Consider the following 18,606-nt stretch of genomic DNA (forward strand, 5'->3'; position numbering starts at 1 on the left):
CGTGTCTCTCGTTGCGGTCAGCCTTCGATGGTGAGCGAGGGGATCCCGGCCTCGACGGTGATGGTGGCGGGTAGGGCCAACAGGTCCAGCGGATCGCGCGAGGCGATGAGGGTCAGGTCGGTGACGATGGCCACCAGCTCGCCCTTGTGAGGGCCGGCGGCGATGGCCAGCTCCACCCTCGTGGAGTGGGGGGCAGGGCCCTCCTCGGCGTCAACCACCACCGCGTCGTAGGTGCCGTCTTCGAGCATGAGGTGAGCCTAGAGAGGCGACGTGGGGCGGGCATCCCCCAAATGGGTGCTGATCGGGGTGATACTTGACCTCACGAGGCCCGACACAGCAATGTTCGGGCGTTATCCCAACAAACAACCAGGAGGTTGGCAGTGGCCAACATCACCAAGGCTGAGCTCGTCGACCAGGTCGCCGCGCAGGCTGGCACCGACAAGACCACCGCTGCGGCCGTGCTCAAGGGTTTCGAGGAGACGGTCCTGGCTCTCGTCACCAAGGGCGACAAGGTCGTGCTCACCGGTTTCGTGTCCTTCGAGCAGATCGCCAAGGCGGCCACCACCGCTCGTAACCCCCGCACCGGTGAGACCGTGAAGGTCAAGGCCAAGAAGGCCCCCAAGGCCACCCTCGGCGCCACTTTCAAGAAGACCGTGAACAAGGAGATCCCCGCTCCGAAGCTGGCCAAGAAGTAACCAGCACACAATCGGGTTCGATTCGGGGGAGGGCTTGGGCCCTCCCCCGAATCGCGTCCGGGGTCAGGTGGCGCAGGCCAGCGGTGGGGCTGGACTGTTCGCCTTCGTGGGGCGGTCGTGTTTCAGCGGTCGGTGGGCATGTACCGGAAGCACTCTGCCAATGCGGCTCCGGCCCAGGTGCCCCCATCGAGGAGGGCTTGGCGCTGTTCGGCTCGGAACGCGGCCACCGTGGCTGGGACCTCCCCGGCGAGGGTGGCGTCTTGCGCGGACGCGGCCTCGGTCGGTTCGGTGATGAACATGGTGGACTCGTACTGGGAGCGGTGCGATTCCAGGGCCGCGATCCGGGCCAAGAGGTGGTGTTCGTCCACCGGTTCGGCGTGGTCAGCCTCGTCGGCTTCGAACAGCAACAGTGCGGCCGGACGGTGCGGGTCCAGGCCGTGCTCGGGGAAGAAGTGGGGGTCTCGGGCTGCTACCAGGGCGTCGCAGACCAAGAAGCCGGCGGCCCGGTGGTCGGGGTGGAGGCGGTAGCGCTTCCAGGGGTCGTGACCCAACAAGACGTCGGGTCGCAGGTGCCGGATCACTCGGGCCAGCTCGGATCGGGTGACCCGGTCGTTCTCGAGTTCGCCGTCGACGCGACCCAAGAACACGACTTCCCCTGTCGCTCCCAAAGCGGCGGCCGCGGCTCGGGCTTCGGCCTGGCGGGTAGCCACCAGGACCTCGGTGTCGGCCGAAGGGTCCCACGTACCCTTGGACCCGTCGGTGCACACCACCAACGACACCTCACAGCCAGCTTCGGCCCATCGGGCCAGGGTGGCACCGGCCCCGAACTCGACGTCGTCGGGATGGGCCCCCACCGCCAAGGCTCGGGTCGGGATGGCGAGGCCGCTGGTGGCGGGCCGAGGCAACGTCATGGCCGGGTCCTCATCGATGGGTCAGTGGCCGGCGATGGACCGGCGCGTTCCGATGGTCGTCGGCCCGGGACCTGGTAGCGGCGGGATCGAGGCAGCCATGGCCGCGGTGACCGCCTGGCCCGATGGGAGGACGAGATCGTCGGGGGTGTCGACGTCCCAGGCCAACGAGGCGTCGTCGACCACCGTCACCGCTAGGCCCAGGCGGGTGGCCTCGGCCCGATGGCGGTGGAACGAGCCCGGTCCGTAGGCGAACCGGAAACCGCAGTCGGCGGGCAGGGAGATCACATTGGTTCCGTCCGCCCTGCGGTCTGGAACCAAGACCACGCCGCTGTGGACACCGGTGAGGTGTTGCAGGTCGGTGGCCAGCGGAAGATCGGCATGGGCCACCACCACCCGGTTGTATCCCGACTCTGCCGCCCACTCGACGCCGGCCTGGACCGCCCCGTCGAGACCCAACCCCGGTGTCCACCGGACCTCGGCTCCTTGGGTCTGGGCCCAGGTGGCCACGCCGGGGTCGTCGCACACCACCACCACCGGCATGGGACCAGCGGCCCGGATGACGGCCTCGGCCATGGATTGGGCCAGCGCTTCGCGTTCTCGGGGGGTGACCGCGGGAGACAGCCTGGCCTTGGCCGATGCGAACGCCTTCACCGGAATGACGACGGCGCTCTGCACGCACGCCACGCTACCGCCGACTCGCCAGGCCCGACCTCGCCCATCGATCGTCCACCCGGTTCTATGGTTCGACCATGGAGATAGCGGTCTCAATCATCGGTGCGGGGTCGTGGGGAACCACGGTGGCGGCGCTGGCCAGTCGGAACACCCCCACCTTGTTGTGGTCGAGAAGGTCGGCGCTGGCCGAGCAGATCGATCGGGACCACGAGAACGGCGACTACCTCCCCGGGTTCCGCCTACCCGACCAGCTTCGGGCCACCGACGACCTGGAGCGGGCCGTGCGCTGTGCCGACCTGTTGGTGATGGGAGTTCCCTCCCACGGGTTCCGGTCCTCCCTAGAGGCGGTCAAGCCGTTCCTGCGACCCTGGGTCCCGGTGATCTCGCTGAGCAAGGGCCTCGAGGTGGGTACCCGGTTGCGGATGAGTCAACTGGTCGAGGAAGTCCTTCCCGGCCATCCCGTGGGGGTGCTCACCGGGCCGAACCTGGCCAAGGAGATCCTGGCTGGCCACGCTGCGGCCAGCGTCATCGCCATGGAGGACGACAACATCGCCCGTGCCCTCCAGGTCCTCTTCCAGGCCGACCTGTTCCGCGTGTACACCAACGAAGACGTGGTGGGCAGCGAACTGGGTGGGGTGCTCAAGAACGTGATCGCCATCGCCGCGGGCATGGCCGATGGGCTGGGTGCCGGCGACAACACCCGCGCCGCGGTGATCACCCGGGGCCTGGCCGAGATGAGCAGGCTGGGTGTGGCCCTGGGCGGCCAGGCCGTCACGTTCGCCGGCTTGGCTGGCATGGGGGACCTGGTGGCCACCTGCATCAGCCCGCAGAGCCGTAACCGCCATGTCGGGGAGTGCCTCGGACGGGGGCAGACGATCGACGAGATCATCGCGGCCATGAACATGGTGGCCGAGGGGGTCAAGACATCGAACGTGGTCATGGAGATCGCCGCAGAGCTCGGAATAGACATGCCGATAGCGGCCGAGGTGCAGGCGGTGTGCCATCACGGACGCCCGGCTGCTGAGGCATACGCCGGCCTGCTTCGTCGGGGATCGCGCCGTGAGGTGGACGGGGGAGGCCGGGCCGGATAGACCCGCCGGATCATGTTTCGCCGTTCGTCGTCCCGCACCGCCTCCTCGACCCCGTCGCCACCCGCTTCGTCCCCATCGGTGGCTGACGGTTCGGAAGCAGGTAGTGGTCTCCACCGTGGCTCGGATCCCGGCTCGCTGGTCACCGAACTGCGCGACGCCGGCTGGGTCCTGCCGAGGGGGGTGAGGAGGCGCCGAGAGCTCGACGAGGTCGGCTCGAGGGGTGCTGAGCCGGTTGCGGGAGTACGGCCGGGTCGAGTGGAGTGGAGCCTGGTGGGCACGGTGTCCTCGCCGGTGGCCACACCAGTCGACGGAGCCGGTCTGGTGGTCGGTGAGGGTTGGAGCCTGGATTGGTGGATCGGCGCCGATGACCGGTGGCGCATCCCCGCCCGTGAGGGGTCGATCCGCCAGTTCCTGTTGGGCGACGCCCCGGTGGTGGAGACCCTCATGCGAGTTCCGGGAGGGGAGGCGGTGCATCGGGCCTATGGGGTGCGTTCGCCCCGCCCGGTGGGCGACGAGTGGGTAGTTGCCGAGGTCGAGAACCGCACCGCCATCCCGTTCGCCACCGTAGTGGTGATCCGTCCATTCGTGGCTGACGGGGTCGGTTCGGTTCGTGAGATCACCATCGAACCTGTCGGCGGTGGGCGGGGCCGCGATGTGGCCCACATGGTCCGGGTGGATGGTCGGCCCGCGGTGGTGCTTCCCCGGCGCCCGGCCCGGGTGGCGGTGGGTGACCGAGCCGGCGGCGACGTGGTCGACCAGGTTCTCTCGGGGGCGGCTGGTACCGAACTGCTCACGGCCTCGTGCCCGCAGGGCCTGGCCACCATGGCCCTGGTGTTCCCGACGCCTCACACCGCGGTCTTGCGGGCGATGGTACCGGTGGGTGAGACGGGGACCGGTCCGCTCGACTACCCCCAGGTCCTACCCGATGCCGCCACCGTCGCTTCGGGCTGGGAGGTCCACCGCCGCGGGCCCCGCCTAGAGGTACCCGACCACCACCTGGCAGCAGCCCTCACCCATGCCCGAGCCCACGTGCAGTTGGCCCACGACGGGGAGTCGGTGCGCCGCGACGGCCACCTCAGCTCGGACATGGAGTTGGGGGCGACCGAGGTGATCCTCGCCGCGCTGGACCTCATGGACCGTCCCTCCGACGTCGGGGTTGTGGTGGCTCGGTGGGTGGACCGGCTGGCTTCGGCGTCGGTGGAAGCCGACGCCCTCGTGCTGTCGGTGGTGTCGCGCCACTGGCTCTTGCACCGGGTGGACGAGTTGTTGGATTGGATGTTGCCCGAGGTGTCCGCCGCGGTGGAGCGGTTGGCTCGGGCGAACAAGCGTGGTCAGCTCTCCGATCCGGTGCTGCGATGGCGGGTGAGTACGAGCCTGGGTCAGGCCGCCAACATGTTGGATCGCTGTGGCCAGCGGGAGGCTGCTGCTGCGGTGGGGGCGTTGGAGTCCAAGGTGAGGCACGGTGCCGTGGCCCCCACCGAAGCCGGGACCGAAGCCGACGCGGTCGATCGGGTGCTCGCCGCGCGTGGTCCCGCTCTGGATGCGGTGGTGTCCGAGGCCGGGCCGCTGACGGCATGGGAGGGCCCCGCTCCTGGTTCGGGAACCAGGAGGATCGGTCATGACCTGGCCGCGTCGGCGGCGCTCATCACCGCACTGCGCCACCAGATGGTCACCGAGACCGACTCGGGTCTGGATCTACTTCCCGTCCATCCCGACAACTGGTATGGCGGCGGCGTGGAGGTTCACGACCTGCCCACCGAGTGGGGGCGGATCTCCTATGGCGTCCGTTGGCACGGCATCCGCCCCGCCCTGTTGTGGCACCTGGAACCCCACGATGGTGTGGGTCCCGTCGTCATCACCGCGTCGGGGCTGGACCGGACGTGGACCACTACCGAGTTGAAGGGCGATGCTTTGCTCGGTGACGTGTTGCCACCCGGCGGTCTCAAGTCGCTGACCATCGTGGCCGAGCACCCCGACATCGACCCGGTGATGCGCCGCCCCGGATCAGATCCGGGCCCGTCGACGGGTCCCACCGTTCCCGAGGGCGGGTCGTTCTCGTGACCGAACCAGGCGGGATGGACCAGGGGGAGGTACCTCCCGAGACGGGAGTGCCTCCCGAGACGGGAGTGCCTCCCGAGACGGGAGTGCTTCCCGAGACGGGAGTGCTTCCCGAGACGGGAGTGCTTCCCGAGACGGGAGTGCTTCCCGAGACGGGAGTGCTTCCCGAGACGGGAACACGGGCCGAGTTGTTGCGGTTCTACGGGGTGGACGAGGCAGCCATTGCCGCCGCCGACCAGAACCACCACCTCACCTTGTTGTTGATGGACACGGTCGCTCGCCCCGAGGGCGCCGACTACGACCTCGACGACGTGGCCGCCGCTACCGGCCTGGCTCCGGAGCTGATCACCCGGATGTGGCGGTCCCTCGGCCTCACCGTGCCCAGGGTGGGGGACCGGGCCTTCAACGACTCCGACGTAGCTCTCCTCACCGTCATCGGTCAGCTCATGGAGAGCGACGTGATCGATCACGACCTGACGCTCCAGATGGCGCGGGTGGTGGGTTCATCCATGTCCAGGGTGGCCAATGCCGTGGTCGACGCCGTGGACCCGGGTGACGACCTCAGGGACGGACATGTGGAGGAGCCCGAGACGTCAGCGGGCGACGGTCTCGATATCGAAACCACGGGCGGTGACGACCGGGGGGACGGGGAGACCGAGCCCGTCGCCGAGTCACAGCCCGTGGCTGCACCGCGAGGAGAAGCGTTCGCGGCGGTGGCCCCGGTCCTGGTGCCCAACCTGATCGAGATCATGGGGCTGGTGTGGCGCCGTCACCTTCAGGACGCGGCCCGGGCTCGGATGGCCCGCGAGCAGGCCGCCACCGACCCGTCGCACATGGTGGTCGGCTTTGCCGATCTGGTCGGGTTCACGGCCCTGAGCCAACAACTCGGTCCCCACGAACTGGCCGAGGTGGTGGAGCGGTTCGAGACCCGCGCCTATGACACGGTGGGCCGGTTGGGGGGCCGGGTGGTGAAGATGATCGGTGACGAGGTCCTGTTCGCCGTCCCGCATGAACGGGCCGCGGCCGAGATCGCCCTGTCACTGGCCGAGGGTTACGCCGCCGATGACGAGCTGCCCGATGTGCGGGTGGGGCTGGCATCGGGCCCGGTTCTCCAGCGGGAGGCCGACGTGTTCGGGCCGGTGGTGAACATGGCCGGACGACTCGTGACCTTGGCCTTTCCGGCCACGGTGGTGTGCACGGCCGACGTGCGTGACGCTCTGGAAGGGGACGTCGAGTTCTCGTGGCGAGACATCGGCAACCGCAAGGTCAAAGACATCGGCCGCATTCCGCTCTATGTCTTGAGGCGGGCCGATGCCGTCGAAGAGCCTCGCTCCAGCCGAGAGCGGGCCGGTGCCCGCTGGGCCGAACGCCAAGAGGCCCGATTGGCCGAGATGGATGCCCGCCGCTCCCAGCGCCGCCGCTGACTGGCCTCTGTCAGCGAGGCGCCTTGGGCTCTGTGCGGCCACCTGTGGTGTTCGACTGTCCGACGAGCCGAAGCAGCAGGACTGGGCGGGGGCACGGGGGCAGAGCCCTTTGTGGCGGAGCCCCCGACCTGCGGAGATCGGCTTTGCCGGTTGCAGCAGCGAAGACGTCGGCCGTCAGGCCGGCCATCGAACTCTGTCGGAAGGCTCTGCCTTCCGACGGACCAGGATGTTTAGGCCACGATCTGGACTGGGGTTCCGGTGGGTGCGAGCCAGGCCAGGCGGGCTATGGCGTCGTTGGTCATACGGACACAACCGTTGCTGACCGGCTGGCCCATCAGTTCGGGTCGGTTGGTGCCATGGAGGGCGATCTGGCCGTTTCCGCCCTGGAAGCTCTTCAGTTCCTCGCTGAAGCCGCTGACGCTCACCTGGTGGGAACCGTAGGAGCCGGTGGTGTTGGCCAGCTCGACGATGCCGTCGACGAAGAAGTTGCCGAGCGGTGTCGGGGTGCGGTCCTTGCCGACGGCGACCGGCTCCTGCAACAGGATCTCGTCGCCGTTGAACACGGTGACCCGGCGGGCTCCGACCTCGACCAGCACGTGGTTGGGAACGTGGCGCAGCGTCACCTGGTCACGCTTGATCCAGGCTTCCAGGCCGTTGGGGCGAGACGAAACCCGCACCTTGAGGTACTCGGGGCCTTCCTCCAGCACCTGGAACACCACGGCCAGGCCCTCATGGGTGGGGTTGTCCAGCCACGGACGGTCGGCCAAGGCCACACCCGGTTCGCTGTAGAGGTCGACCACCGGCCCGGCGGCGTCGGCCACCAAGAAGCCCTCTTCGGTGGGCTTGGTGGTGGTGGTAGGACGGGGCTGGGTGGTGGTGGTTGGGGCGGCCGCGGGTTCGGGCTCGGAATCTCGATCCATGAGGAAGATCCCGGCCCCGATCAGCAGTACCAGTACGGCACCGACCACGGGTAGAGCACGAATGGAAGGGCGTTGCACGGTGCACGACGATACCGCCGCCACCCCCTCGGTCCCATGTCAGCGATGGTCGAGGGCCAACGTCACGATCTGGTGTGGTCTCAGGTTTACCGCTTCGTCGAAGGGCTGGCCGAGGGGGCGGCCCCGCAGGTCGGTGACCTGGCCTCGGCGCCCGGCCACGGTTGCCACCGTCTCCTGGTCGGTCGGGTTGAACAGGCGAAGCTCCACGAGGCCGTCGGGTCGGAGGGTGAGGGCCGATAGCTCAGCCCCCGACACGGTGAATGACCGCTCCGAGCAGTCGGGGTCACCCCAGCCGGCTCCGGGCCGGCGGGCGGTGAGGATGGGGGTGAACGCCTCTTCGACCACGTCGTAGGGGTTGCGGCCCGAGGTGTGCAGAACGAGGTCGGCGCCGAAGGGGCCTGGCAACTGGGCGGCGGGGGTGGGGGTGGGCGGTCCCGCGGGCAGTGCCCGGGTGGCCATCGAATCTTGGGAGATGACCCCGACCGACCGCAGCAGGGTCACGGCCAGGTAGCTCTGATCGAGTACCTCATACTCAGGGAGCCCGTCGTGGGCCACCACCAGGCCGCCAGCCTCTACGAATCCCCGGCTCGGGAAGGTGGGTAGACCGGCCTCGTTGGGGCCGCCTTCGGCGGTGAGGCCTCGGGACACGGTGGTGAAGGCGCAACCCGCCCGTGACCCGGTCGCGGGCTGCGGGAGCGGGAAGTGGATCCTAAGGCGGTGGTCTCGGCATCGGTTGTCGAGCTCGACTCGGATCCGGACCAGGTCCTCTCCGGCCCGCACCTCGATGATCGTCTGGATGTCCACCGTGGTCCGTCCGGCCCGGTTTCCGTAGGCGACGTGGGTGGGCCAGGTGAAGCGTCGGGTGATCTCGATGCGGCCCCGAACCGGCCCGGCCTCGGCCACGACGACGTCAACCGCGTCCGGTCTGGTGAGCGTGGCTCCGTCGGGGGTCGGGCACCAGTTGTACGTGTCGCCGGCATCACCTTCGTCGGCCAGAACCCCGAACCCGCCCAGACCGTTGACCGAGAACGTGCCGTTCGACTGGTCCACCTCGACGGTCACCAACCCGTTGGTGAGGCCCCCGGCGTGAGGACGAACGGCATGGTCCCCGAGGGGGGCAGGGGCCAACCCCCGCCAACCGTGGCCGGGTACCACCGGGGTACGTACGAGGACCTCTTGTGTTGGTCCTCGCCGGACCGTCTCCACGGTCACGACCGCGTCGGGGTCCCGGGCGATGGCCTCCAGTTGTCGGCGCAGCTCGCGGGCGTCGATCTGGTCGGGGCCACGATCGGAGTGGAGTCGGGCTGTCCACCGGGTTGGGGTGTGATCACCGGTCGGGGTGTGATCGCCGGTCGAGGCCCGGCCGGCTCGGACGAGGTCGGTGGACCGGTCGTCGGGAACGATCTCGACGCGGCTCACCCGGGGGTCATCGAGGGCGGCTCGCATGACCACCGCCACTGCCTGGGCGCCGGCCAGGGCGGGCCCACGGTGAACGGCAGGTCGCACCGAGATCTGCTGGGTGTCGGGAGGTGCCACCTCCCCGGCCACCACCGCGGCCACGATGCCGGATCGATCCGACGCGCTCGGATTGACGGCGATGTGGTCCTGGCCCGATGTGGCCAAGGCCCTGATCAGGGCCCGGTCGGTGAGCGCTTCGGCTACCCGGGTGGCCTCGGCGTACCGGTGGAGTACTGCCTGGTTCACCTCGTCGGCCGAGCATCCACAGATCGAGTCGTGGGCGGCGTTGCGGATCATCTCCTTCCACGCGCTGGCCAGGAACTCGTTGGGCCACTCCTCGGCCGGCATCCAACACGTCAGCAATGGCTCGGCCACGCGCTCCAGCGCCCGCTCGGCCCGGGCCGCGGCCTGCTTCACATCGGTGCGACACGAGGCCACGCCCATCAACAGGTTGGACCGGGCTCCGGAGCGGAGCTCGCCTGACCAGGTGGGTAGGTCCTGGACCGGAGCAGCCCGGAGGTGTTCGGCCAGCGAAGCGATCACGAAGCGGTCCCCGTCGGGGCTGGCGGCCTCGGCCTCGGTAAGAACACCGGGAAGCCGGGGGTCGGGGAGCTGGTGGTCGGTCCCGTTCATCCACAAAACGTCGTCGCCGACCCACGGGCCGTGCGCGACCCGGAACGCTTCTACCTGGTGGACCAGTCCAGATCCGGTGGCGGGGAGCCGGGCTCCGTTGCCGTAGCCATCGGGCAGGTACTCGGCCCGGACTCGGGTGCCGTCGGGTGCTTCCCACCAGAAGGCGGGGGCGGCCAGTGTCGAGGGCACCCCTCGCCACACCACGGCGTGGTCGAATCCGAAGCCAGCCAGTATCTGGGGCATCTGGGCGACGTGTCCGAACATGTCGGGCAGGTAGCCCACGGCCATGGAGCCGCCCATGGCTTCGGCTCGCTCCAGTCCCAGGCGAAGGTTGCGGATGTGGGTCTCGCCCGAGACCAAGAACTCGTCGGGCAGCGTGTACCACGGGCCCATGGTGAGCCGCCCGGCCCGGTTGAGCCGGGTCAGACGTTCGGCTTCGGTCGGGCGGATCTCCAGGTAGTCGTCGATGACGGCCATCTGGCCGTCGAGCTGGAAGTGCCGGTAGGTCGGGTCCGAGTCGAGGGTGGCGAGCAGGCCGTCGAGCAGTTCGACGAGCTGCATCCGAAACACCGGGAACGGCTTGTACCACTCCCGGTCCCAGTGGGTGTGGGGGACGACGTGGACCGTGCGTGCCATGGCCGCAGGCTAGGTCCCTGCCCGGTGACGGCGGTTCTCTGGCACGATCGGGTGATGCGAGTGGCTTTCGGGACCGACGAGTCCAACGAGGTGACAGAAGCGGTTCTGGCCGTGTTGGCCGACGATGGCCATGAGGTGGTGGATCCGTTCGAGGATCGGTGGCCCGATGTCGGTCAGCGGGTTGGTCGGGTGGTGGCGTCGGGGGCGGCCGACGTCGGGGTGGTGTGCTGTTGGACGGGGACCGGCGTTTCGATCGCGGCCAACAAGGTGCCGGGCATCAGGGCCGCCCTTTGTACCGATGCCGATACCGCCCGGGGAGCGAGACGTTGGAACGATGCCAACGTGTTGGCCCTTGGCCTGCGTCTCACCTCGGTAGCGGTGGCCCGAGAGATTGTGGCTGCCTTCTTGGCCACCGGAGAGGTGGATCCCGACGAACGTTCCAACATCGATCGCCTGGAGTGACGCCCTAGCCTGATCGCCCTGGCCCGACCGTCCTGGGTCATCGGGCGGTAGGTTTTCGCCATGCCCAAGTTCGTGATGCTCTCCACCCTCGGACCCGATGGTTATGCCCGCTTGCGTGACAGCCCTGAGCGGCTCAAAGAGGTGAACGCGGATGTCGAGAGCATGGGTGTCAAGGTCTTGAGTCAGTACGCCCTGCTCGGCCAGTACGACTTCATCACCGTGCTCGACGCTCCCGACGAGCGGGCCGTAGCCCGGGTGGCCACCACGTTGTCGGCGAGGGGCACGCTCAAGACCCTCACCCTCACCGCCATCGAGGTAGACGATTACGTCGCCATCCTGGGCGGGGGCACCGGGTCCTGACCCTGGCTCCGCCGAAACGCAGATCCTTCCCGCGCGGAGCGTGGCGGTTCAGACCCACCACATGGAGTTCTTGCGTTCCCGGCGGACGTCGTTGGCCGGGAACTCGGTGGGTAGGACCTCGTTGTCGTGGCGGCGCCGAAGCCGGTAGCCGGTGGCGGTCACGGCCATGATCACGAATCCGTTGCTCCACGAGTCGTCGAAGTTGTTGCGAACCTCGACGCGGACGCCTTCGAGCAGACCGGGGCGACCGGTGGATCGCGGCTCGGGTGCTGGTTCGGGCACGCCAGAACTGTACGACCTGTGAGGAAGGTGCCTAGCACCGGCGGCATCGGCCTGGAGTTCGCCGTAAGGCAGAGCCTTCCGGCGAACCAGGATTAGCGTTCGGGTTCGTGGCTACCGCCTCTGCTCCGGTTTTGCGAAAGTCGTTGAAGCGACGGGTCCCGGGTTTGGCGGTGGAGCGTGAGCTCTGGGCGGCCGGTCACGAGGTGGGGGTCGGCGTCGACGAGGTGGGGCGGGGGGCGTGGGCCGGGCCGCTGACCATCGGGGCGGTGGTGTTGCCCCGGGATCGCAGGGTCAACAAGGTTCGTGACTCCAAGGCGCTCACCGAGCCCGAGCGTGAGGCCTTGTTCGACCGGCTGGCCGACTGGTGCGTGGCATGGTCGGTTGGTCACGTCACTGCCACCGAATGTGACGAGTTGGGCATGTCCGAGGCCCAGCGGCTGGCAGCCAGGAGGGCGTTGGATGGGCTGGGCATGGTGCCCGATCAGGTGTTGATCGATGGCAAGTGGGACTTCGTGGGTGGCGGATCTACGCGGATGATCGTCAAGGGCGATGCGACGTGTCTGTCCATCTCCACCGCTTCGATCCTGGCCAAGGTGACCAGGGATCGGATCATGCGGGCCGAGGACGAGGAGTTCCCGGCCTATGACTTCGCCTGGAACAAGGGCTACCCGTGTCCCCGGCACCGCCAGGCCCTGCGGGGGGTGGGGCCATCGGCGTTGCACCGGCGGAGCTGGTCGTTCATGGACGACATCCCCTGGACCGGAGCGGTCCGTTACGTCCGTCCCGAACCGCAGGGAACACTGTTCTGACCCTGCCGGTTCGGCTTCCCGGCGTCGGTCAGAACAGGCCGAGTTGGAGGCCTCCGCCCAGTTCGGTGAGGGGGATCCACTGCTCGCCGCCTCGAGGGCCGATCACTCGAACCTCGATCTGCTCCACCGGTATGGCCCGGGCTCGGCCCCGTTCGTCTCGCAACCCCACCGATCCGTCGGTCTCGCGGCGTAGTACCACGCCCTCTCGGAACCGTCGATCGGACCGTCCGACGTAGCGAACGATCTGGCCGATCTCCAGGCCCAGTTCGGCCAGGCCGTCGTCGATCGGACGAGTACGGCGGGTCACGGCTCGGGCGGGTCGAGCCCGGGTTGGCCCAGGATCCGGGCCTGTAGGCGCCTCATGCCCGCCAACCACCGATCGGGGTCGGTGGCCCGCCGTTGATAGAAGGTGGCGACCTCGGGGTGGGGGAGAATAAGGAACTGCTCCTGGCGCAGGCCCTCCACCACCGCGTCGGCGACCTGATCCGGTTCCATCAACCCGTGGGCCACCACTGTCTGGACCGAGGTGTGGCCCATGGCCTTGGCCAGCAGGTCGGTTTTCACTCCTTGGGGGCACAGGCAGGAGACGGTGAGACCCTGGTCCCCGTAGGTGATGGCCAACCACTCGGCCACGGCCACGGCGGCGTGCTTGGTGACCGAGTAGGGGAGGTCCCCGATCTGGCTGAGCAGGCCGGCGGCCGATGCCGTGATCAACAGGTGGCCGTGTCCTCGCTCGATCACGGTGGGGAGCAGGGCCCGGGCGGCGTGGATGTGGGCGGCGACGTTGATCCGCCAGATCTGGTCCCACTGCTCGGCGGTGGCGTCCAGCCCGGCTCCGGACCCGATGCCGGCGTTGGATACGTAGAGGTCGATCGGGCCGAGCTCGGCTTGGATCTGGGAGATCACCCCGGTCACGGCCGCTTCATCGGACAGGTCGGCGGCGTAGGCCCGGGCGGTGGGTCCCAGGTTGGTGGCGGCAGCCTCCAGTTCAGGCGAGTCCAGGTCGACCACCGCTATGGCGCCGGCCCGGTTGGCCACCGCGGCCTGGGCGATCGCCAGACCGATCCCTCTCGCTCCACCGGTGACCACGACCACCCGGTCCTCGAGCTCCATGACCGGCACCCTACCCAGGCGTGGCTGCGCGGGGGTCCCAGTTGGGATCCTCCGATCGAACTTGGGTCGTGCTCGATTCTCTGGTCACCCAGGCGAATCGGGTACCTGGTACGGCCACCATCGCTGTTCGGCTGTCCGATGAGCTGAAGCGACTGGACTGGGCGGGGGTTCGGGGGCAGAGCCCCTTGTGGCGGAGCCCCCGACCTGCGGAGATCGGCTCTGCCGGGCGCAGCAGCGAAGACGTCGGCCGGAAGGTCGGCGACCGAACTCCACCGAAAGGCTCTGCCTTTCGGTGGATCTACGTTCAGGCCCGGGGGGGGGGGGGCCGTCGCCGCCGCGGGGGGGGGGGGGCGGGGCGGGGCTCCCCCCCGGTTTTGCCCCGCCGGGGGGGGGGGGGGGGGGCCGGGGGGCCCCCCCCGCCTCCTCAGGCTCGGGCGGCGGCGCGGAGCGTGTTGGTGAGGACCTGGGTGCGGTCTCCACCCCAGGGGAGGGGCATGAGCACGGGTACGTCGACGCCGGCCGCCACGTAGTCACGCACGGTCTGGGTCACCAGATCTTCTGATCCCATCACGTCGATGGCGTCGCACATTCGGTCTGACACCGCGGCCAAGGCGCCATCGCGGTCGCCAGCGCGGTGTCGGTCTCGAATCTCGGCCACCTCGTCGTTGAACCCGGCCCGGATGAAGTTGGCGGCGTAGGAATCGACCACGGCGTAGGAGAACAGGTCTCGTCGGGCTTTGTCGAGGGCCTGATCGCGGTCTCCGACCCCGGCATGGATGTAGGCGTAGATCTCGGCGGGGCCGCCGGCGCGCACCTGTTCCACCGACCAGGCCACGTGGGAGGCGGGGAGGTAGTTGAGGAGCACGCCGTCGGCCACCTCGCCGGCCAGGCGCAACATGGCCGGGTTGAGGGCACCGATGACGATCTTGGGCTTGCGGTCGCCCAGCTTCATGCCGAGGCGAAAGCCCCGGACCCGGTAGAAGTCGCCGTCCCAGTCGACCTTCTCGCCTGACAGACAGGCACGGACCAGGGCCACGTACTCCCGGACCCGGGCCAGGGGGCGCTCGCCGTAGTCGACGCCGTGCCAGCGGCCGGTAACCACCGGTGAGGAGATGCCGATGCCGAGGCACACATCCACGTCGGGGTGCAGAGCCTGGAGGGTGGCGGCCCCCATGGCCGCCACCATCGGGGTGCGGATCTGGAGGGCGAGCACTCCGGTGCCTAGCCCGAGCCCGGGAGCGGCCGCACCGGCAGCGGCCAGCACCGAGAAGGCCTCGGGGCCGGTGGTCTCAGCCGTCCAGAACGATCGGTAGCCGAGGTCGGCGGCGTGGCGGGCCGTCTCCACTGCGGTGGCCGGCCCGAGGGGCATGAGGCTGGCGAAGGTGACGCCGAGGCGGGGGTGGGTCATGGCCGAGAACCTACGCCCTGGCCCCGCACCATGACCGTGTGGGCCAAATGCGCCACCGATCTGTCACCGGGGGCCGGTAAGGTGGTGACGTGACCGACACCGAAACGTCTGAGACCGTGATCGCCGAAGCCATGGCCGTGATCGACCGGGCTCTCGGCACCTTCCAGCACCGCGAGCTGGTCTCCTCCGATGAGGTCTCAGACCTCCTCTTGGACATCCGCTTGCTCCTGGTGACCGCGGCCACTCCGCTGGTCACCGACGACCTGGTGGTAGACGACATCCCGGTTCCGTCCGGCGTCTGACCCCACGGGCCTTATCAGGCCCCCAGAGCGAACAGCTCCTGGAACGATTCCTGGATTGCTGTCGCCAACTCTTCGGGGTGTTCCACCGCCGCGGTGTCCACGTGGAGACCGATGTCCAGCCGGCCTCGATAGCTCATGGTGGTCAGGTTCCAGGCCGTTCCCATGATGGGGCCGATCGGGTAGTTGTGCTCCATCTTGGCGCCCGCGATGTAGAGGTCGAAGGGGGCTGCCTTCACGTTGGAGGTGGTGAAGTCGACGGTGGTGACCTGTTGGCGGGCCAGGCGCACCAGCACCGGGCGGGGTACGACCTTGGCCAAGCCGGCCAGCGACGACATGAACCCCAGGGTCTTCTCGGTCTTGGTGACGGTTAGCCGTTGGTGGGTTTCGCGGAACCGGTCTGTCGGATCGGCGTCGAGGGGCACCATGACCCGCGTCGGTGAGAAGGCGTTGCCGGCCATCGTGCGCCCCGAACGGGTGCTCACCGGCATGGTCATGCGTAGCTCGGCGGTGTCGTGGCCGTGGGTGCGGTGATAGCGGCCCGCCCCACCGGCGGCGGCAGCCACGAACACATCGTTGACACTGCCATCCAGAGCGCGGGCACACTGCTTTACCTCTTCCAGGGAGACGTCGAACACCACCAGCGCCCGTTGCAGGGAGCGCTCGGTCCAAAGCGGTGAGCGGAACGACCCGGTTACGCCGTATTGGCGGATCAGGGAGCGGATGGTGGCGGCCGACTCGGCCGGTAGGCCGGCCAGGGTGGAAGCGAGCTGGGTTGGGTGGCGCACGCTGGAGGTGAGCGAGCCGGCTAGCGACCCAGCCCGGCCTTGGAACTGGCGTACGGCCTGGTCGGCGTTGCGTAGCAGGGCGGTGGCCAGGGCCGGCGGGCCCCATTGGGGCGTCTGGGCTGGGGGCCCTTCGTCGACGGGGGGCGGGGGCGGGGCATCTCGCTCCAGGTCGATGAACTCGACCGACATGCGGATGCCGCCGTTGCCGTCGGTGATGGTGTGGTGCAGCTTTTGGACCATCGCCGCCCGACCGTCGGGCAGGCCGTCGATCACGGTGAACTCCCATAGGGGACGGTTCGGGTCCAGTGGGGCTAGGGCCAGGTCGGCGGCCAGAGCCAGAACATCGGAGTCTTGGGAACCGGGGGGGAGGGTCACCCAGCGGAGGTGGTGGTCGAGGTCGAAATCCGGGTCGTCGATCCAATTGGGGGTGAGCGGGCCCAGGCCGGGCTGGACCTTGCGGCGGAGGCGGGGGACCACCCGACTCGCTCGCCACATCCTTTGCCGGAGGCGGTCGTGGTCGGGGGCCCGGTCGAAAAAGCTGATGTTGGCGAAGTTGGAGGACAGGAACGGGTCTGATTCCAGGGTCCACATCAGCGACTCCAGGTCGCTCATCGGTTCGCTGGTTCCGCCGTCGTTCCCCTCGGTGCTCACGATGGGGACCCTAGATCGTCGAGACCTGGTCGATCGGTGGATCCAGGCTTAGGAGGCGAGCCATCAGGCGAGCCGACCCATAAATACGGCATGGCTAAACCGAGGCGAAGCCTCGGTCTGATCAACCTCACAGCGACGACGACTGGACCTATCCGCTCGGGTCCTTAGCCTGGATCCGCCGAAAGGCAGAGCCTTCCGGCGGAGTTCGGTCGCCGGCCTGACGGCCGAGTCTTCGCTGCTACGAACGGCAAAGCCGATCTCCGCAGGTCGGGGGCTCCGCCACAAAGGGCTCTGCCCCCGAACCCCCGCCCAGTCCTCCCGCTCCATCTCGTCGGACAGTAGAACATCAACGGTGGCCGACCAAAGAAGCGGATTCGTCTGGGTGACCAGGGTCAATCGAGCAGAAGCCAAATCCGATCGGTGGATCCAGGTTTAGTGGCGGGGGAGAGGCCACGCCCGGACCGCGATGCGGGCGAAGGCGGCGCCCAGCACCGCTCCGGCGATCACGTCGGAAGCGTGGTGGATCTTGACGTGGACCCTGCTGGTGGCGACCACGGCGGCCACGGCGTAGTAGAGGGGCTTCAGCGCTGGGTCATGGTGGCTGAGCACCCCTGCCGCGGTGAACGCCGAGCTGGCATGCCCGCTGGGAAAGCTGGAAGTGAGTGGCTGGCGGAGGTGGTGGGGGCGGGGTTCGGTGGTTTGTGGTCGAGGACGTTTGACCAGCCGCTTGATTCCCTGGTTGACCACCACCGACTCCACCAACAGCACCGCGGCCAGCCGGATGGTGGCATCGGCGTCGCGATCGGAGCGAAGACCTTGGGCCGCGCCGATGAAGTGCCAGATCAGGCTGAAATCTCCCAGCTCAGAGGCCAGGTAGAACATCTTGTCGACCTGGGGGTGGCCGCGCAGGATCTGACCCCAGACATGATCCACGGCTTCGTCGAAGCGGTCTACCGACCCCCACAGGCCGGCGCTCGGATCTGTGCCCCGGTCTGCGCCCGGGTCTGTTCTGGTCACGAGGCCATGCTCACGGCCGAGGTCACCAGGGAGATGTCTCCCCCCTGGCTGGGGCAGTAGGCCTGGAACGAGCACCAGTTGCACAGCGGCCCAGGGCGAGGTCGGAAGTCTTCTCGCTGGCAGGCGGTCTCCACCGCCTGCCAGATGGCCCCAACTTTGGTGCGCAGGGCCCGGGTGGCCTGATCGGTGGGTTGGGTGGTGAGCGCGGTGCCGTCTCCCAGATATAGGAGCTGGACCTTGGCCGGCAGGACCCCGAAGAGCTCCTGGCACAAAAGGGCGTAGAAGTTGACCCCACCCAGGCGCCCCTGGGCGTAGGCCGCTCCCGGGGCCCGCCCGGTCTTGTAATCGGTGACCACCATGTTGCCGTCGGCATCTAGTTCCAGCCGATCGATGATCCCCCGAAGGCGTAGACCCCCGACCCTGGCCTCCAACATCAACTCCAATCCGATGGGATGGATGGCGGTGGGATCCTCGAGGGTGAAGTAGGTGTCGATCAGACTGCCGGCCTCGGTGAAGAAGGACTGCTCGGCGTCGGCGTCCAGATCGAGGCCGAGGTACTCCGGGTCGGTGCGGATCTCGGCGATGGCCCGGTCCAGGTCCTGGTCGGCATTGGCTCGGGTCCGCTCGGCGGGCTCGCGCTCGAACAGGTGCTCGAGGGCCAGGTGCACCAGGGTGCCTCGGGTGGCCGCCACCGACGGGGCTTCGGGCAGGCGGTCTATGGCCGAGAAGCGGAAGGCTAGGGCACAGTCCTTGAACGAGGACACCTTGGACGGAGAGAGGGTCTCGGGTGGGACGAGGGCCATGGTTCCAACCTAACCACTGTCGGTGACGCCCAAGCGGG

20 protein-coding genes are annotated in these 18,606 nt (G+C 68.6%); 8 read left to right on the forward strand and 12 right to left on the reverse strand.

The window, feature by feature from the left end; translation table 11 throughout:
- Positions 1 to 17: 17 nt before the first annotated feature.
- On the reverse strand, positions 18 to 248 hold the full coding sequence (locus IPG97_02165) for a hypothetical protein (protein MBK6855384.1): 231 nt from the start codon (positions 246 to 248) through the stop codon (positions 18 to 20).
- Positions 249 to 380: 132 nt separating this feature from the next.
- Here IPG97_02165 and IPG97_02170 point away from each other — a divergent pair, with 132 nt between their 5' ends.
- Positions 381 to 695, forward strand: a complete 315-nt coding sequence (locus tag IPG97_02170) for an HU family DNA-binding protein (protein ID MBK6855385.1) — start codon at positions 381 to 383, stop codon at positions 693 to 695.
- Positions 696 to 817: 122 nt separating this feature from the next.
- On the opposite strand, the gene IPG97_02175 is transcribed toward IPG97_02170, so the two are convergent.
- Complete coding sequence (locus IPG97_02175; protein MBK6855386.1) at positions 818 to 1,606, reverse strand: PIG-L family deacetylase; 789 nt, start codon at positions 1,604 to 1,606, stop codon at positions 818 to 820.
- Between the two features lie 21 nt (positions 1,607 to 1,627).
- Positions 1,628 to 2,281 (reverse strand): 2-phospho-L-lactate guanylyltransferase, encoded by a 654-nt coding sequence (cofC, locus tag IPG97_02180; protein ID MBK6855387.1) that lies wholly within the window; start codon positions 2,279 to 2,281, stop codon positions 1,628 to 1,630.
- Between the two features lie 74 nt (positions 2,282 to 2,355).
- Between cofC and IPG97_02185 the strand changes: the two genes are divergently transcribed.
- The 3 genes from IPG97_02185 (at position 2,356) to IPG97_02195 (ending at position 6,851) form a co-directional block, all read left to right on the forward strand.
- On the forward strand, positions 2,356 to 3,369 hold the full coding sequence (locus IPG97_02185; protein MBK6855388.1) for an NAD(P)H-dependent glycerol-3-phosphate dehydrogenase: 1,014 nt from the start codon (positions 2,356 to 2,358) through the stop codon (positions 3,367 to 3,369).
- A gap of 78 nt (positions 3,370 to 3,447) precedes the next feature.
- On the forward strand, positions 3,448 to 5,430 hold the full coding sequence (locus tag IPG97_02190; protein ID MBK6855389.1) for a hypothetical protein: 1,983 nt from the start codon (positions 3,448 to 3,450) through the stop codon (positions 5,428 to 5,430).
- On the forward strand, positions 5,427 to 6,851 hold the full coding sequence (locus IPG97_02195) for a hypothetical protein (GenBank protein ID MBK6855390.1): 1,425 nt from the start codon (positions 5,427 to 5,429) through the stop codon (positions 6,849 to 6,851). Before IPG97_02190 ends, IPG97_02195 begins: the two co-directional genes overlap by 4 nt.
- Positions 6,852 to 7,081: 230 nt before the next feature.
- On the opposite strand, the gene IPG97_02200 is transcribed toward IPG97_02195, so the two are convergent.
- Together IPG97_02200 and IPG97_02205 are read right to left on the reverse strand one after the other, a co-directional pair.
- On the reverse strand, positions 7,082 to 7,849 hold the full coding sequence (locus IPG97_02200) for a L,D-transpeptidase (protein ID MBK6855391.1): 768 nt from the start codon (positions 7,847 to 7,849) through the stop codon (positions 7,082 to 7,084).
- Between the two features lie 39 nt (positions 7,850 to 7,888).
- Positions 7,889 to 10,576, reverse strand: coding sequence for an alpha-mannosidase (locus IPG97_02205; GenBank protein ID MBK6855392.1), 2,688 nt, complete (start codon positions 10,574 to 10,576; stop codon positions 7,889 to 7,891).
- Between the two features lie 54 nt (positions 10,577 to 10,630).
- Here IPG97_02205 and IPG97_02210 point away from each other — a divergent pair, with 54 nt between their 5' ends.
- Together IPG97_02210 and IPG97_02215 are read left to right on the forward strand one after the other, a co-directional pair.
- Positions 10,631 to 11,038: an RpiB/LacA/LacB family sugar-phosphate isomerase gene (locus IPG97_02210; GenBank protein MBK6855393.1), complete on the forward strand. Its 408-nt coding sequence runs from the start codon at positions 10,631 to 10,633 to the stop codon at positions 11,036 to 11,038.
- Between the two features lie 60 nt (positions 11,039 to 11,098).
- Positions 11,099 to 11,398 (forward strand): GYD domain-containing protein, encoded by a 300-nt coding sequence (locus IPG97_02215; protein MBK6855394.1) that lies wholly within the window; start codon positions 11,099 to 11,101, stop codon positions 11,396 to 11,398.
- Between the two features lie 48 nt (positions 11,399 to 11,446).
- On the opposite strand, the gene IPG97_02220 is transcribed toward IPG97_02215, so the two are convergent.
- Positions 11,447 to 11,680 carry a hypothetical protein gene (locus IPG97_02220; protein MBK6855395.1) on the reverse strand — a complete coding sequence of 78 codons (234 nt, stop codon included), beginning with the start codon at positions 11,678 to 11,680 and terminating at the stop codon, positions 11,447 to 11,449.
- Positions 11,681 to 11,787: 107 nt separating this feature from the next.
- On the opposite strand from IPG97_02220, the gene IPG97_02225 reads away from it, so the two are divergent.
- Positions 11,788 to 12,489 (forward strand): ribonuclease HII, encoded by a 702-nt coding sequence (locus IPG97_02225; protein ID MBK6855396.1) that lies wholly within the window; start codon positions 11,788 to 11,790, stop codon positions 12,487 to 12,489.
- A gap of 28 nt (positions 12,490 to 12,517) precedes the next feature.
- Here the strand turns inward: IPG97_02225 and IPG97_02230 are convergent, their stop codons facing one another.
- The 3 genes from IPG97_02230 to IPG97_02240 all read right to left on the reverse strand — a co-directional run bounded on the left by IPG97_02230 (position 12,518) and on the right by IPG97_02240 (position 15,010).
- Positions 12,518 to 12,796, reverse strand: a complete 279-nt coding sequence (locus IPG97_02230) for a hypothetical protein (protein ID MBK6855397.1) — start codon at positions 12,794 to 12,796, stop codon at positions 12,518 to 12,520.
- The gene (locus tag IPG97_02235) at positions 12,793 to 13,602 is read right to left on the reverse strand and encodes an SDR family oxidoreductase (GenBank protein MBK6855398.1); all 810 of its coding nucleotides are present in this window, start codon (positions 13,600 to 13,602) and stop codon (positions 12,793 to 12,795) included. Before IPG97_02235 ends, IPG97_02230 begins: the two co-directional genes overlap by 4 nt.
- Positions 13,603 to 14,026: 424 nt before the next feature.
- Entirely contained in the window at positions 14,027 to 15,010 is a 984-nt protein-coding gene (locus IPG97_02240; GenBank protein ID MBK6855399.1) for an LLM class F420-dependent oxidoreductase, read from the reverse strand.
- An 89-nt stretch (positions 15,011 to 15,099) separates the two neighbouring features.
- Here IPG97_02240 and IPG97_02245 point away from each other — a divergent pair, with 89 nt between their 5' ends.
- Positions 15,100 to 15,312 (forward strand): hypothetical protein, encoded by a 213-nt coding sequence (locus tag IPG97_02245; GenBank protein ID MBK6855400.1) that lies wholly within the window; start codon positions 15,100 to 15,102, stop codon positions 15,310 to 15,312.
- Between the two features lie 14 nt (positions 15,313 to 15,326).
- On the opposite strand, the gene IPG97_02250 is transcribed toward IPG97_02245, so the two are convergent.
- The 3 genes from IPG97_02250 to IPG97_02260 form a co-directional block, all read right to left on the reverse strand.
- Positions 15,327 to 16,748 (reverse strand): DUF1298 domain-containing protein, encoded by a 1,422-nt coding sequence (locus IPG97_02250; GenBank protein MBK6855401.1) that lies wholly within the window; start codon positions 16,746 to 16,748, stop codon positions 15,327 to 15,329.
- A gap of 432 nt (positions 16,749 to 17,180) precedes the next feature.
- A complete protein-coding gene (locus IPG97_02255; protein MBK6855402.1) occupies positions 17,181 to 17,765 on the reverse strand; it encodes a phosphatase PAP2 family protein in 585 nt (194 codons plus the stop codon).
- Positions 17,762 to 18,568, reverse strand: a complete 807-nt coding sequence (locus tag IPG97_02260; GenBank protein ID MBK6855403.1) for a PD-(D/E)XK nuclease family protein — start codon at positions 18,566 to 18,568, stop codon at positions 17,762 to 17,764. Before IPG97_02260 ends, IPG97_02255 begins: the two co-directional genes overlap by 4 nt.
- Positions 18,569 to 18,606 lie beyond the last annotated feature (38 nt).

Source organism: Microthrixaceae bacterium, assembly GCA_016702505.1.
Taxonomy (GTDB): domain Bacteria; phylum Actinomycetota; class Acidimicrobiia; order Acidimicrobiales; family Iamiaceae; genus Aquihabitans.